The sequence below is a fragment of the Chloroflexus sp. genome, from assembly GCF_034432675.1.
GTDB lineage: Bacteria > Chloroflexota > Chloroflexia > Chloroflexales > Chloroflexaceae > Chloroflexus.
Genome location: NZ_DAOUBI010000094.1, coordinates 1 through 13,674, shown reverse-complemented (window position 1 = coordinate 13,674; position 13,674 = coordinate 1). Strand labels below are relative to the sequence as shown.

8 protein-coding genes are annotated in these 13,674 nt (G+C 58.1%); all 8 read left to right on the top strand.

Features of this window, described 5'->3' with window-relative positions; all coding sequences use genetic code 11:
* Window positions 1-533: 533 nt before the first annotated feature.
* The 8 genes from VAE55_RS07120 to VAE55_RS07085 all read left to right on the top strand — a co-directional run bounded on the left by VAE55_RS07120 (window position 534) and on the right by VAE55_RS07085 (window position 13,393).
* Entirely contained in the window at window positions 534-4,862 is a 4,329-nt protein-coding gene (locus VAE55_RS07120; protein ID WP_322815101.1) for an adenylate/guanylate cyclase domain-containing protein, read from the top strand.
* Between the two features lies 1 nt (window position 4,863).
* Window positions 4,864-5,082 (top strand): Franean1_4349 family RiPP, encoded by a 219-nt coding sequence (locus tag VAE55_RS07115; RefSeq protein WP_322815100.1) that lies wholly within the window; start codon window positions 4,864-4,866, stop codon window positions 5,080-5,082.
* Between the two features lie 83 nt (window positions 5,083-5,165).
* The gene (locus tag VAE55_RS07110; RefSeq protein WP_322815099.1) at window positions 5,166-8,849 is read left to right on the top strand and encodes a HEAT repeat domain-containing protein; all 3,684 of its coding nucleotides are present in this window, start codon (window positions 5,166-5,168) and stop codon (window positions 8,847-8,849) included.
* A 20-nt stretch (window positions 8,850-8,869) separates the two neighbouring features.
* Entirely contained in the window at window positions 8,870-9,763 is an 894-nt protein-coding gene (locus VAE55_RS07105) for a R2-like ligand-binding oxidase (RefSeq protein ID WP_322815098.1), read from the top strand.
* The gene (locus VAE55_RS07100; protein WP_322815097.1) at window positions 9,760-10,545 is read left to right on the top strand and encodes an SDR family oxidoreductase; all 786 of its coding nucleotides are present in this window, start codon (window positions 9,760-9,762) and stop codon (window positions 10,543-10,545) included. Before VAE55_RS07105 ends, VAE55_RS07100 begins: the two co-directional genes overlap by 4 nt.
* A gap of 163 nt (window positions 10,546-10,708) precedes the next feature.
* Entirely contained in the window at window positions 10,709-11,797 is a 1,089-nt protein-coding gene (locus VAE55_RS07095; RefSeq protein WP_322815096.1) for a M20 family metallopeptidase, read from the top strand.
* Between the two features lie 15 nt (window positions 11,798-11,812).
* The gene (locus VAE55_RS07090; protein WP_322815095.1) at window positions 11,813-12,949 is read left to right on the top strand and encodes a methyltransferase domain-containing protein; all 1,137 of its coding nucleotides are present in this window, start codon (window positions 11,813-11,815) and stop codon (window positions 12,947-12,949) included.
* A 195-nt stretch (window positions 12,950-13,144) separates the two neighbouring features.
* On the top strand, window positions 13,145-13,393 hold the full coding sequence (locus VAE55_RS07085) for a hypothetical protein (RefSeq protein WP_322815094.1): 249 nt from the start codon (window positions 13,145-13,147) through the stop codon (window positions 13,391-13,393).
* Window positions 13,394-13,674 lie beyond the last annotated feature (281 nt).

Genomic DNA, 13,674 nt, shown 5'->3' with positions numbered 1-13,674 from the left:
GGCAATCCGCTGCAATCCCCACCGGATCGTGAGCACGGCTGGCGCGGCAGCATGGCTGCCGCACGCCAAACCCTGCGCCACGGGTATCGCCGCCGGACAACCGTATCCACTCCGGCGAGTGCCGCGGAAATGTTGTTCGCCGGGTCTGTGATCACGACCGGCGTGATCGGGTGATGTCTCTCGTTCACTGCATCCCTTGGATGGTCAGGTGAATGGCACAGGCACCGTCTGTAGGGGCGGGTTCTCAACCCGCCCCTACGGAATCTACCCTTACCACCAGCACGCTGTGAGGTAGACTGCCGGCCCGCGTTCGGCCATGTAACACCTGTACCACCGCTTTTCAACGATGCACAAGACAACGCCTTACAAAACTATCATCCCCAAACCCCTACACCCTTCCCTCCTCTGCTATAATGGGAGCGATGCATGTCTCCAACAACAATGTATGAAGCATCAGTTACTCCTGCACAACAGTACCGGCTCATGGTGTAAGACTGCAATCTCATCATTCAGCGTACAGGAACGATCAGCCAATGTCTGAATATAGTGCTTACCAGATTGATCAGCAGCGCATTGCACGCTATCTTGGCAACGAGCAGGCTAACGCGCTCTGGTTTGATCGTCTACGGCCGCACGAACTCTATCAACTATGCGCCCTTCTCGCCAGTGCTCAGTATACGCTCTCGACATACCTGCCGCGTCGTCTGGTGAACCATCGCCTGCATACCACCGACAATCAACCATGGGTGGAATGGGTTGACGGCTCGTTACTCTTTGCCGACATTAGCGGCTCGACGGCGCTGGCTGAACGCTTGAGCAGTATTGGCCGGGAAGGCATCGAGATCGTCACCGATACGTTGAACACGTACTTCGGTGCGCTCATTCGCCGCATCCAGGAAGCCGGCGGTGATCTGATCACTTTTGGCGGCGATGCCCTGCTGGTCCTGTTTACCGATCCCGATCACGCCTACACTGCCACGGTGGTTGCACATGACCTGCTACAACGTCAGGCCAATTTTGTGCGTGAAGTACCGGGGATCGGTTCGTTTCCGTTGACTATGCACATCGGCGTTGAAAGCGGACGCATCGCTATGGTCAGCGCCGGAGGCTCCGAGTCGTTGCGCTACAGCGCTATGGGCTCCTGCGTCACGCGGGTAGCACGAGCAGAGGAGCTGGGAGGACGTGGTGAGATTGTGCTGGGGCCATACGCATGGTCTGCCTTGGCCGGGCGTGTCCAGGGTGAACCACTAACCGACGGTTATGTAAAGTTACAAAAGATAGCAGGCCAGGCACTCACGACAAATCCGGTTGCTCCGTTCAAGACACCACCACCCGGTCGCGACACCGCATTTCATCTGATCTGGACGCTGGAACGGCTCAGCCCCTACCTGCCGGCAACGCTGGTAGACCGGATCATGAGTGACCCACAACGTCCACACCTGGAAGCCGACCTGCGACCGGTATCAGTCCTGTTTGCTCAAATTGAAGGACTGGCATCGCTGGTCGAGGATTTGCACCCCGAACGTGCAGCCCAGATCATCGATGCCGTATGGCGTGTCTGTTTTACCGCAATTGAGCATTACGGCGGGTATGTCAATAAAATCGATCTCGCGGCAGAGGGAAGTAAAATCCTGGCAATCTTTGGCGCCCCTATCGCGCAAGAGGATCACGCCGAGCGGGCTGCTCGCGCAGCGCTCGATCTTCAACGTGCGTTTCATTCGCTCATCACGTCCCAACCGGCCGGAATCAGCCTTGCCCAACTGCGGCTCCGCATCGGGCTAAACAGTGGCAATGTCTTTGCCGGCAATGTCGGTGATACCGAACGCAAAGAGTACACCGTTATGGGAGACGCTGTCAATGTGGCGGCGCGGGTCATGAGCCACAGCGATTGGGGCGAGATTCGGGCAATCACGACCTTTGCGGTTTCCGTTGGTACGACCATTGCCTTCACCGACTCGCGTACCGTTACTGCTCGCGGGAAACGTGAGCCACTCGAACTGCTGCGGGTGGTAGGGTTGCGGGAAGCATCGTCACCGGTTGCCCAACACGCGATTGTGGGGCGCCGGTACGAGCTAGGCTGGCTGCAAGAACGGCTGGCCATTGCGTTGAGTGGGTATGGGCGTGTTGTCCGCATGAATGGTGAAGCCGGGATTGGCAAGACCCGTCTGGCTGCCGAGTTATTGATTACCTCTGTTCCCCGTCAGACCCGGATCGTGAGTGTTCGTTGCCTCGCGTACCAGCAAAGCACCCCCTATGCCCCCTGGAGCGATGCCTTGCAGGCGCTGTGTGGTATGTCGAGTCATGACGATCACGCAACCCGGGCTGCCAGATTACGCCAGATGCTGGATGCGGCGGCGATCAGTGACGACTGGGCACCAATTATCGCCGATCTGGTGAAGCTCGATCTCGACGATAACCCCGTCACCCGTGTACTTGATCCACAGCAACGCCAGGAACGCCGCTTCGAGATAATCCGTGCTCTTATCCATACTGCCGCCCTCGGCCACGGCCTGGTCATGATTTTCGATAATCTGCAATGGGCCGATCACATTTCACTCGATCTCTGGCGCTACATTGCCGGATCGATTGCCAATAAGCCAATCTTTCTGCTTGGCCTGCACCGAAACGTGCTGGCCTGGAACGGTGATCCACTCGGCGATGGTGCTGAATTGCTGACGCTAACCGAATTGCCGGCAAGCGACAGTGCCGATCTGATTGCTGCCATCCCTGCCGAATCACGACTTTCGCCGGAGGTGAAAGCGCAGATTATTGAACGCGCAGCGGGCAATCCCCTCTTCATCGAGGAACTGGTGCGGGTCGTCCAGGCGGGTAACACATCGCTCGATGAACTGCCGGAAAGCCTGAGTGGACTCCTTTTGACGCGACTCGATCAGCTTGATGAGCGTTCGCGGGCCATATTACGAGTGGCAGCAGTAGTTGGGCAGCGTTTTCCCGTCCCTGTGTTGCAGGCGGTATACGGCGAAGATACGTCTTGCCTTATACAGACTATCGCTCAGCTCGACCATCAAGAGTTGACGTTACTCGAACGGGAAATGCCAGAACGGGTTCATACCTTCCGCCACGCCTTACTGCATGAAGTTGTCTACCAAAGTACCCTCTTTGCCCGCCGACGCGAACTGCATCGACGGATCGGCGAATATCTCGAACAACGCTACGCCAGCGAGCTTGTCCGTCTCCGCCGGGAATACACGGCTGCACGCCAGCACCAAATCGTGCAAATCGGTCGTAACGGCCCCCTGACTACCCATGCCGTGCGAGTACTTGCCACCCCCATCTTCCTGCTGGCCCATCACTATCGCCTGAGTGATGCTCCAGAGCGTGCTATCCAGTATTTACTGCTGGCCGGTCATCTGGCCCGTGATGAGTATGCCAATCAGCAAGCAATCACCTATTACCGTTGGGCGATTGACATCATCGGCGAGCACGGCAACGATCCGCGGCTGTGGGAAGCGATGGAGGCGTTGGGCGAAACTCTGGCCGCCATCGGCCAGTACGATGAGGCGCAGGCAACCTACCAGCGAATGCTTGCCCTGGGTGGAAGCAACCTGCCACCGGTCGTACAGGCGGAGGTGCTGCGCTCGTGGGGAGCCGCGCTCGAAAAGCAAGGGCGCTATCAGGCAGCGCTGACCCAACTTCGCCAGGCCGAAGCAATCGCCACCACGGATATGTATCACACGCCCCCATTGTTGCTGGCCGCAATTGCCGCCGACCTTGCCCAAACCCTTACCCGCCTTGGCGCCTTCGATGAAGCACTGGCAATGTGTGAGGCGGGATTGGCCCGCATTCGCAATGATCAGCGTAGCATTGAAGATGAACGGATCGCGGCTGAACTTCAGCAGCAATTGGGGATGATTTACGGCATGCGCGGCCACTATGATCGTGCACGCTATCACTTCCTGAATGCCTTGAGTGCTCAGGAAGCGATTGATGATCTCTACGGTCAGGCTCGCACCCACAACAATCTTGGTTATCTGGCCCAATTGCAGAGTGATTATGCTGCTGCGGTTGAACACTACACTCAGGCCGAAACATTAGCCCGTAAAGTCAGTGCAAAATATGCGCTATCGAGCGTTTTACTCAATGCAGCGTATGCTCATTACCGACTGGCGCATTACGACGAGGCCGAAGTGGCCTGTCGTGATGCCCTGGCCTTGTGCGAAGAGATGGGAGATCGCCTTGGTGTAGCGCAGGCCGACGATATGCTAGGGATCATCGCCTATGCCCGTGGCGCATACCAGCAAGCGTTGCAAGCCTATCAGCAGGCATTGCCAATTTACACCGAACAGGCCAACAGATACCAGTATGGCAATACGCTGGCGCTGATGGCGTTAGCGACCACAGCGGATGGTGATCCCACAACTGCACTCGCCTACGCCGAAGAAGCCCGCCAGATCGGCGAGCAGCTTCAGGTGCCGCAATTGACGGTCGAAGCTTTGTGGGCGGCAGCCGAGGCACTCCTTGCCCAAAGTACGCAATTGACCGACATAACACAACGTTCTTCATTACTCGAAGCCGCAGCGACACACGCCAGGCAGGCAGCCGATCTGGCCGAACATATAGGGAGCCAGTTTGATCGGGCCATGGCGCTACGACTGGCCGGTGAGATCGCCGCCGAGCGCGGTGAGCCGTTTGCCGAGTACTTTACGCAGGCTATCACCATCTTCAACAAGATCAATTGTCGGTTTGAACACGCATGTACCGCAGCTCGTTTTGGACGAGCGTTGTATCGGTGTAACCTTCCCGAAGCTACAACGTATGTAGAATATGCCAGGCAGGAACTGGCTGCTATTGGTGCACAGGGTGAGTTGTCTCGATTGACGACAGCTATGAAGGAGGGGTAACATGTCACAGTCAGCCGTCGAACAGGTTATTGGTCGTGCCGTTATTGATGCGGAGTTCCGTGAAAAGCTGATCGCTGATGCTCGCGCCGCCTGCGCCGGCTACGATCTGACCGATGAAGAGCTGGAGGCCCTTGAGCGTTTAGATGCCGAGAGTCTGCAATCCTTCGCCGGCAAGCTCGATCCTCGCCTGACGAAGAGTGCCGGACGCGGCTTCTTCTAAACCAGAATCACACAGTAATCCGGCACTCATCTTGAAGAATAGTAGTCTATCGTGATGCATCTATCGGTAGTTGGGAAACGAATATGAGTGAACGGAGCGCCAAACGCCCTGAATTTCATTTCGTGCCGCGTGCGCTCCGTGATATTTTCTTGCCGCGCCGACTACCCCATGAAGTACGCAGCACAATCGAGCAGTGGCTGGATGCAGAACCACTGCATCGGGTGTTGCCGGGGGCACTCGATTTGCCGTTTGCCATCGATCTTGAGCCGGCTTCTATCCTGGCCGACACCCGCCATCTGGCGCTGCTGGGACCACCGGCCAGTGGACGGAGTCTGGCCCTGGCTCAAATTGCTCACCGCTGGCTTGCCGGTCAGACCACGGTGCCGCTGATACGTCTGCTCCTCAGCGAGATTGACACACCGAGTCTGACTCCGCGGGCTATTGTTGTCCGCACACTGGCCCGACGAAATCTGGCCCCAAATCCGTTAGAACACAACCTGCCCTGTCTCCTCCTTGTCGATGATTGGGAAGACCTGCCACTGGCTCGTCGTTCTATCTGGCAACGGTTTCTAACGAGTCTTTCTGAACGCTGGCCGCAGGCGCGAGCCGTCATTACGCTCCCACCGGGAGAGTTGTGGCCTGGCTTCCGCCACCACGCTCTCACACCATTGCCATCAGAACTGCTCAGTTCATGGCTTCAGGCACTCTTTCCACATACCGACACCCAGACCCTGCTACCACTATTCGAGCACGATCCGCTGATTTTGCTCCGTGAACGTCCGGCAGAACTGATCATGCTGGCGTTAACGCAGCCACTGAGCGGCTGGCCAGTCTCTCGTGCAGCACTCTACGAGCGGATAGCCGCTTTCGCGGCACCGATTCTGGCGACAAGTAATGATCAGGCCGGCTGGCGGATTGGATACAGTGCCTATCGTGCGTATCAGCAGGCACTGACACTGGCAGCCCAACCGCAACTCGACGCCACGAGTATTCGCAATGCCGGTACGCAATGGCGTGCCCTATGCCTGCCCTTAACCTTTGGGATCATTCCCGATCCCCAACCGCTGATTACTGCTCTTGCCGAAGCCAATATCCCAACCGGCGAGCGACTGTTTCTGATCGCCCGTGCGCTACGGGAACGCTCTCGGCTTGATCCGGCCCTGAGTCGCCCAATTCTGGAAGAGCTTTGTCAGTACGGAGGAGAAGCACTCAATACCCTCGTACCGGCACTACCTATCATTTTGATCGACATCGGTCGCATCCAGCCGGCTCAGGTAAATACCTTGCTGGAACAAATTGTCGGTCAACTGGCACCGACTGCCGCTACCACGTTGCTAACCGACCTGCTCGATGCCGGCGACGCCCCACCCGCGCTTCGCTGGCAAGCGATAGATTTGCTCTGTCAACGACGGACGCTACCACCACCGTTACCGCCACACACCGACCTGATTGGCCAGGCCGGACGCTGTTTACTGGCTGTGGTGCATAACGATACCCTCTCCTGGCTGGCACATCCGTCGCTACAGCTTGGCCTACGTCTGCTGCTCAGTGGCGCCGCAGGTGAAGAGCGTCAGCAGACTATCGCTCATCATCTGCTTTACCACCTCGATCTACCACCATCAGTCCGCGCCCTGGCACCGGCTGCGCTGCCCCTTGCCGATCTGGTGCAAGCCGCTGCCGACCCTATGGCTGAAGTCCGACAGGCGGCCCGTTCCGTCTGGCTAAGATCGGGGCACGTGGATCAACTGGCTCGTTTCGTAACACAACCCCATCAGCCATGGGTGGCTCGTGATGAAGCATTGACCGATCTGGCAGCCCATCCTGCCGGCGCTACCTTTCTTGCCGGTTTTGCGTTGAGTCAGCGATTGACGCCTGATCTCAGACTTCGGGCAATCCGGTTACTCCACCGCCTGAGCAATGGTCTCTCCCTGCTCAAACGGTTATTGCAAACCGAAACAGAACCGGTGATCGTGCGTGCAGCAGCGGCCTATCAACTTGCCCACTACCCACAGGCAGTATCGGTTCTGACACCGTTTCTCAGTCCTCATCACCCACCGCTCCTGCGGCGCACCGCAGGATACGCCCTCGGTCAGATCGCTGCGCAGAATCATCCCGCAGCAGTGGCAGCACGTACCGCTCTGATCCAATACCTGCATCAGCCCGACATCGATACCGGCTTTACCATCACCATCATCACTGCGCCTGGCCTGTGCGGGAGCCGTCAGGCGTTATCGGCACTCGGTCACCTGATAACCCCAACCTTTGGTGTTCAATTGCTGGATGCCTGGCTCAGTGCTCTACCAGCGTTGATCGGCCCTGTCGAACAGTGGTTCCAGGAAGCCGACGATATACGCCGTGCTGTACTGGCCGATCTCTTTATCACATCAGGTACAACTATCGATAACGGTGACAACCTGCTAGATCGACCTTCAGCACTGATTGCCCTGCAGGTATTGCAGATCAGGAGCGCGGCAGTACGAGTGATTAATCTGATTGGCAGGCAACAACCCGCCCTTGAACCGGCCGTGCGCGCTTTGTTCGACGTTACCCTGCTGGATAGTAGCGCACCACGCCCGTTCGCCGATCTGCTCGGCATCTATGCAACCAACGATCTTGTGCACATTGCCCGCAATGCGGCTGATGATCCGCTACTCCGGAGCGCTGCCCTGAATACGATTGCCGAACGTCCAGACGGTACGCAAGCTCTCATTCAACTGGCTCGCCAGGCCGATACAAACCTGGCGTGTGCGGCACTCGATCAGGTACGGCCACCATTTTCGGCAGATACCATCGAAATTCTATTGACTATGGCCGGCGCAGAACATTCTGAGCCGATTCGTTTTATGGCCCTGCATGTGTTGGGGCGTGGTGCTGATTCTTCAACAACCCCACAATTGATGAATATTGTCAACAACGAGCAGGAGTCACCTGCACTCCGGGCCGCAGCGCTTGACGCAGTTGCCAGCGCACCCATTGATCGGGCGATCGAACTGATGACAACGCATCCAGATCCGCTACGTAGTGCCGCACTGCGCGCCCTGAGTCGTAGTGATCGCCCCGCGCCGATCAATCTTCTGCATCGCATGGCATTTGATGCTGACCGGGCTTGTGGATTGGCCGCCGTGAATGCACTCGCCACCCAGATCGATATTGCCGCGCCGATCCTCATGCGGATTATTCGCAGCCATCCCGATCTGACGATTCGACTGGCCGCGGCAGCAGCGTTGCGCGATATGGCCGGCCCTGAAGCAGTTACCGTGTTTGTTGAAGGACTGCTCTCGTCCTACCCGGCATTGCAAACACAGGCATTCGCCCTGCTAGCCGCAGCCGACCCGCAACATCCGCTCTTACGACAACTTATTATCGATCCAAAGATGCCTGACATTTTGAGGCTGCTGGCATTGCAACATCTTTGTACCGTCGCTCCGACCGATGCCATGATCCGCGAGATCGCCTGCGATACCAGCACCTCTGAACGATTGCGCTGCTTTGCCATCAGGGCGCTCGCGCAACAAACCGATGAAGAGACTATGGCGTGTCTGGCTCAGTTGGCAAACGAGCCTGGTGAGCAATCATTAGCCATCCGCTACACAGCCATTACCGTTCTAACCCAACAATGCCAGGATTTCAACACCTGTGCACGTGACGCACTCACAACATTAGCCACGTCCCCCCTCCCCGAAGTTGCGCTGTGGGCCGGTACTGCGCTGCTCGATTGTCTGGGGTTGCCGATCAGTGTTGATGCGAAGGATAGGTTGCAAGGTTGAAGGTTTGCAGGAGTTTATGTATGTCCCACACCGATTTTGTTACCACCAGCCGTGGCCTGAACCGCAGCAGCCCGCCAATGCGACTCTTCGAGAAGGCCAAGCGGTTTGGCATCTGGAACCCCTCATTCATCGATCTGAGCCGTGATGTTCGGGATTGGGAACAGCTCCGCGATGAGGAACGCGATCTGTTGCTGCGCCTCACTGCACTGTTTCAGGCCGGTGAAGAGGCGGTGACGCTCGATCTGCTCCCGCTGATCCGCACGATTGCCAGGGAAGGTCGGCTAGAGGAGGAGCTGTATCTCACCACCTTCCTCTTCGAAGAAGCCAAACATACCGACTTCTTCGCTCGCTTTATCAGTGAAGTCGCCCGTGTCGATCCCGATCTGAGCCGGTACCACACGGCCAGTTATCGGGCGTTGATTTACGAAGCTCTACCGGCTGCCCTGCATCGCCTCGATCACGATCCATCGCCGCTCAATCTTGCCGAAGCATCGCTTACCTACAATATGATTGTCGAGGGTGTGCTGGCCGAGACCGGCTATCACGCCTATTTCACCATCCTCGATAGCCAGGACATCATGCCGGGCACGCGCGAAGGTATTCGCCTGCTCAAACAGGATGAGTCGCGCCATATTGCCTACGGCGTCTACCTGCTCTCACGCCTCATTGCCACCGATCCACAGGTCTGGGATCACATTGTTGAGCGGATGAATGAGCTGGTACTGCACGCGATGGGGGTCATCGACGAAATCTTTGCCAGTTATGATCCGATGCCGTTTAATTTGCAGATCGAGACATTCAGTACATTTGCCCTGAACCAGTTTCAGCGCCGTCTCAACCGGCTCGAGACGGCCAGCCGGCAGAGCCTGAACGAGATCGATAACCAGGCAACCGACGATGAGGAGAGCGTATGAGAGCTTTTGCCGGTCGGGTCGTGCTGCTCACCGGTGCGGGTGGCGGATTGGGGCGAGAGTTTGCCCGCCAGTTACTGGGCGCAGGAGCCGACCTTATCCTCAGCAGCCATCATCCGCAGCGGCTGAAAGCCGCTGCCGAATTTGCCGCCCAGTCGCCCAACCGGTTCGGTCGGATCAGATCGCTGCTGCCGGCTGATCTGAGCGACCCGGCGAGCTGTGACCACCTGGCCGAACAAGTGTTACGGATTGCCCCTAACCTCGATCTGGTCATTCACAATGCGGGGGTCGGATTGTACGGCCCCCTCGAAGCACTACCGGTCGAGGCGACTGAACGCCTGCTGCGCATTAACCTGCACGCCCCGATTCGACTGACCGCCAGGCTGCTCCCTGCCTTGCGCAACCGGCCCCGCAGTCAGATCGTTTTTATCTCTTCTATGCTTGGCTGGGCGGCTTTGCCCAACATCAGTGTCTACAGCGCAACCAAATTTGCGCTGCGGGGCTTTGCCGATGGTCTCGCCGCCGATGGCTATTGTGTCAGCACCGTCTACCCATTTTTCACCCAAACCGACATTCTCGAATCACCGCAATACGGCACCACCACCCAACGCCGGGTGCCGGGCTGGATGATCGACCAGCCACGACCGGTAGTGAGAGCCAGTCTTGCCGGCATCGCCGCTCGCCGTCACCACATCTATCCCAGTTGGAAGGCTCGCCTCTACGCCGTTACCGCTGTCGTTGCCCCCAGTGTCTTACCGCCATTCAGCCGTCTGGTTGCAGGATAACGGGGCAACCAGACGAAGGTCAATCTACCTCAAGCGCAGAACTGGCGAATAGAGCGCTCTGCCGTCTCTCTCGCCAGACTCGCGATGTTTCACAACGTGGTACACTAGGAAGCAGTTAGTAGCGATTGCCTGTAGCAATCGCCATCACACCGAGAGCAAGCGTATGACTGAACTTCGTGATGAATTGATTCGTCTCACCTGCGACCTGATCCGTTTTGAGACGATTGCTGAGCGTCCCGATCAGCTACAGGCGGCGATAGATTGTGTCGCCGATTATCTTGCCGATGTTCCGGGCATCCAGATCGAAAAGAGTTGTGTAGCCGACAAGCCGGCGCTGGTCGTTACGCTGCAACCCACGCGCTCACCGCATCTGATGCTCAACGGACATCTGGATGTCGTGGTTGGACAGCCGGCACAGTTCGTACCAGAGGTGCGAGATGGCCGCATCTATGGCCGTGGCAGTCAGGATATGAAGGGCAGCATTGCCGTGATGATGCGCCTGATCCGCGATCTGGCTCAACGGCCCAATCCGCCGGATGTCGGTTTTCAATTCGTCACCGACGAAGAGATTGGTGGACGCCGCGGCACCGGTCGGTTGCGCGATGAAGGATGGCGCTGCGACTTTATGCTCTGCCTGGAACCAACCGACCTGGGGATCATGTTCGAGCACAAAGGCGGGATGTGGGCACAGTTGCGCATTCCCGGTCGAGCTGCTCACGGATCACGGCCCTGGGAAGGCGATAATCCTGTCTACCGACTGATGCAGGGTATTCAAGCGATAAGCGAGCGCTACCCACCACCAACTGGCCCTCACGATTGGCGAACGTCGGTAACACCAACCGAGATTCGGATGGGGGCAGGTTCGCGGAATCAGGTGCCGGCAGAGGCGCTGGTTACGTTTGATATTCGCTGGACGGCTGACACCACACCGGAGACGATTCAGGCCGATCTGGCGGCAGCGCTTCCCGACGCCGAATTCATCAGTGTTATGGCCAGTGCCGGCCTGCGCACCGATCCCGAACACCAGGAAGTCGGGCGCATTGCCGACATCGTAGAACGGCATATCGGCCACCCCCCCCGCTTCTATCGCGAACATTTCGCGACCGATGCCCGTTACTATTCGCACATTGGCATCCCTGCCATCTGCCTCGGCCCGGTTGGGGCCGGCCTGCACTCGGCAGAGGAGTGGGTAGAGATTGCCAGTCTGACGAGCCTGTACCAGATTATTCTTGATTATATCGACACCATGTAGGATGACGACCTTCTTATGCTCTACGTATTACAAACCATTCCCGGCCTGGCTGCGCTGACCTGGCGCGAAGTCGAACAGACCATTCGCTCGGAGACAGACCGTCCAGCACCACGTCAGATCGGCGTGCGTGCGGTGCCGGCGCGCAACGACCTGATCTTAACCGACTATCGTGGCTCACCCCGCTCGTTACTGGCACTGCGTACCATCGAGGATGTCTTCGTGGTCGCTGCACGCGGCTTCAAAATTGCTCCCGACGAACGGGGACTACGCCAGATTCACGCCGCCACCCGCAACGAAGAAGCGATTAAGCCGGCGCTAGAGCTATGGCGACGTTTCAACGGCGGCAAACGAAACGGTAGTTTTCGGGTTGTGACCCGTATGGTCGGGAAACACAGCTTCCACCGCCGCGATGTGGGTAGAGCTGTCGCCGACGCTATCCGCGATGGCTGGCCCGGACGCTGGCAACCGGTCGACGAAGACGCCGATCTGGAAGTCTGGGCGACGCTGTTCGAGCAGGAGTTGATCGTCGCGATTCGCCTTTCAGATGCTTCAATGCGTCTGCGCGACAAGGCTACCCATCTGCCGGCCTCGCTGCGCCCGGCGCTGGCAGCCGCAATGGTGATGCTCACCTATCCGCAGGCTGATGATATTTTTCTCGATCCGATGGCCGGTGCCGGCACACTGCTCTTGGAACGAGCAGCAGCCGGGCCATTTACTGCGCTCTACGGTGGTGACATCAGCCCGGCGGCGGTCTCGGCAATGAACACCAACCTGCGCCAAATACGCGGCCAGGTCGAAATTCGGCGCTGGAACGCCGCTAGACTGCCATTGCCCGATGCCAGCGTCAACAAAGTAGCCGTCAATTTGCCGTTTGGCAACCAGATCAACGAAGGCGACGACCTGGCCGAACTGTACCGCGATGTCTTGCAACAGATTGCCCGTGTGCTCAAACCCGGTGGCCGTCTGGTTACTCTCGTTGCGGATCAGCACCTGCTTGATCGGGCACGTGCCCACGCTGCCCCGACCCTACGTGCCATCGCACGGCACCGCGTCTTTGTCCTCGGCCAACGGGCAACCATTTGCGAGCATATCCGGGTTGCCGGCCCGGCGACACCTCCACCGCTACCGGCAGAAGAAGATGATTGGGAGTAGGTGCGCAGTTTACGTGGGCGAATGACCTGACCATTGCAGGAAACCTGCATGCGCACGACTAGTGCGGCAGCGTGGCTGCCGCACACTAAACGACGCGACAGGCACATGACGAGTGGACAAGGCAATCAATCCAGCGCATGATGGCACTATGGATGGTCGTCAACTCTCCTCACTGCCATACGTCTTGAGGAGGTGGTGCATCAGCTTATCCGGGTGCTGGAGACCGGTGGGGAAATGGCGACGGCGATGCTGCTGACCAAACTGGGCAGTCGGGCGGAGGTGGCCCGTGAGCTGGCCTATCGCCTGTACAACATCTGCGAGCGCAAGAAGTGGGCTGATGAAGCGCTGTCGTACAATGCGCTGGTGCAGAGCTGGGGCGAGGTGGTGCGGCTGGCGGGGGAGTGCGCAGCAGGAATGCCGGTGCAGCAGGGGATGGAGCTGTAGCGGAAGGGAGCGGGGATGATAACGGAGGTTGAGGTGTGTTTGTCACCACAGAGGCACGGATGACACAGAGGATGTGACGTAGCGTGTGGAGTGCGGCAGCCGTGTTGCCGCACCAGCCGTGCTCACAATCCGGTGCGTCGCCCGTTGTTGAACCGATTTGGTCACGCGGACGCAGGCTGTGCTCGTTACGATTATGGAGTCAGCCAGCAATGGTAGGTGTTTTCTGAAATAGATGCTACCTCACGAGCAGCATGAACGACGCCAGGGGCAATGGCTAATAT

Bases quoted from the DNA above. Each gene is read 5' to 3' on its own strand.
- VAE55_RS07120 (WP_322815101.1), top strand. From the start codon at position 534: ATGTCTGAATATAGTGCTTACCAGATTGATCAGCAGCGCATTGCACGC.
- VAE55_RS07115 (WP_322815100.1), top strand. From the start codon at position 4,864: ATGTCACAGTCAGCCGTCGAACAGGTTATTGGTCGTGCCGTTATTGAT.
- VAE55_RS07110 (WP_322815099.1), top strand. From the start codon at position 5,166: ATGAGTGAACGGAGCGCCAAACGCCCTGAATTTCATTTCGTGCCGCGT.
- VAE55_RS07105 (WP_322815098.1), top strand. From the start codon at position 8,870: ATGTCCCACACCGATTTTGTTACCACCAGCCGTGGCCTGAACCGCAGC.
- VAE55_RS07100 (WP_322815097.1), top strand. From the start codon at position 9,760: ATGAGAGCTTTTGCCGGTCGGGTCGTGCTGCTCACCGGTGCGGGTGGC.
- VAE55_RS07095 (WP_322815096.1), top strand. From the start codon at position 10,709: ATGACTGAACTTCGTGATGAATTGATTCGTCTCACCTGCGACCTGATC.
- VAE55_RS07090 (WP_322815095.1), top strand. From the start codon at position 11,813: ATGCTCTACGTATTACAAACCATTCCCGGCCTGGCTGCGCTGACCTGG.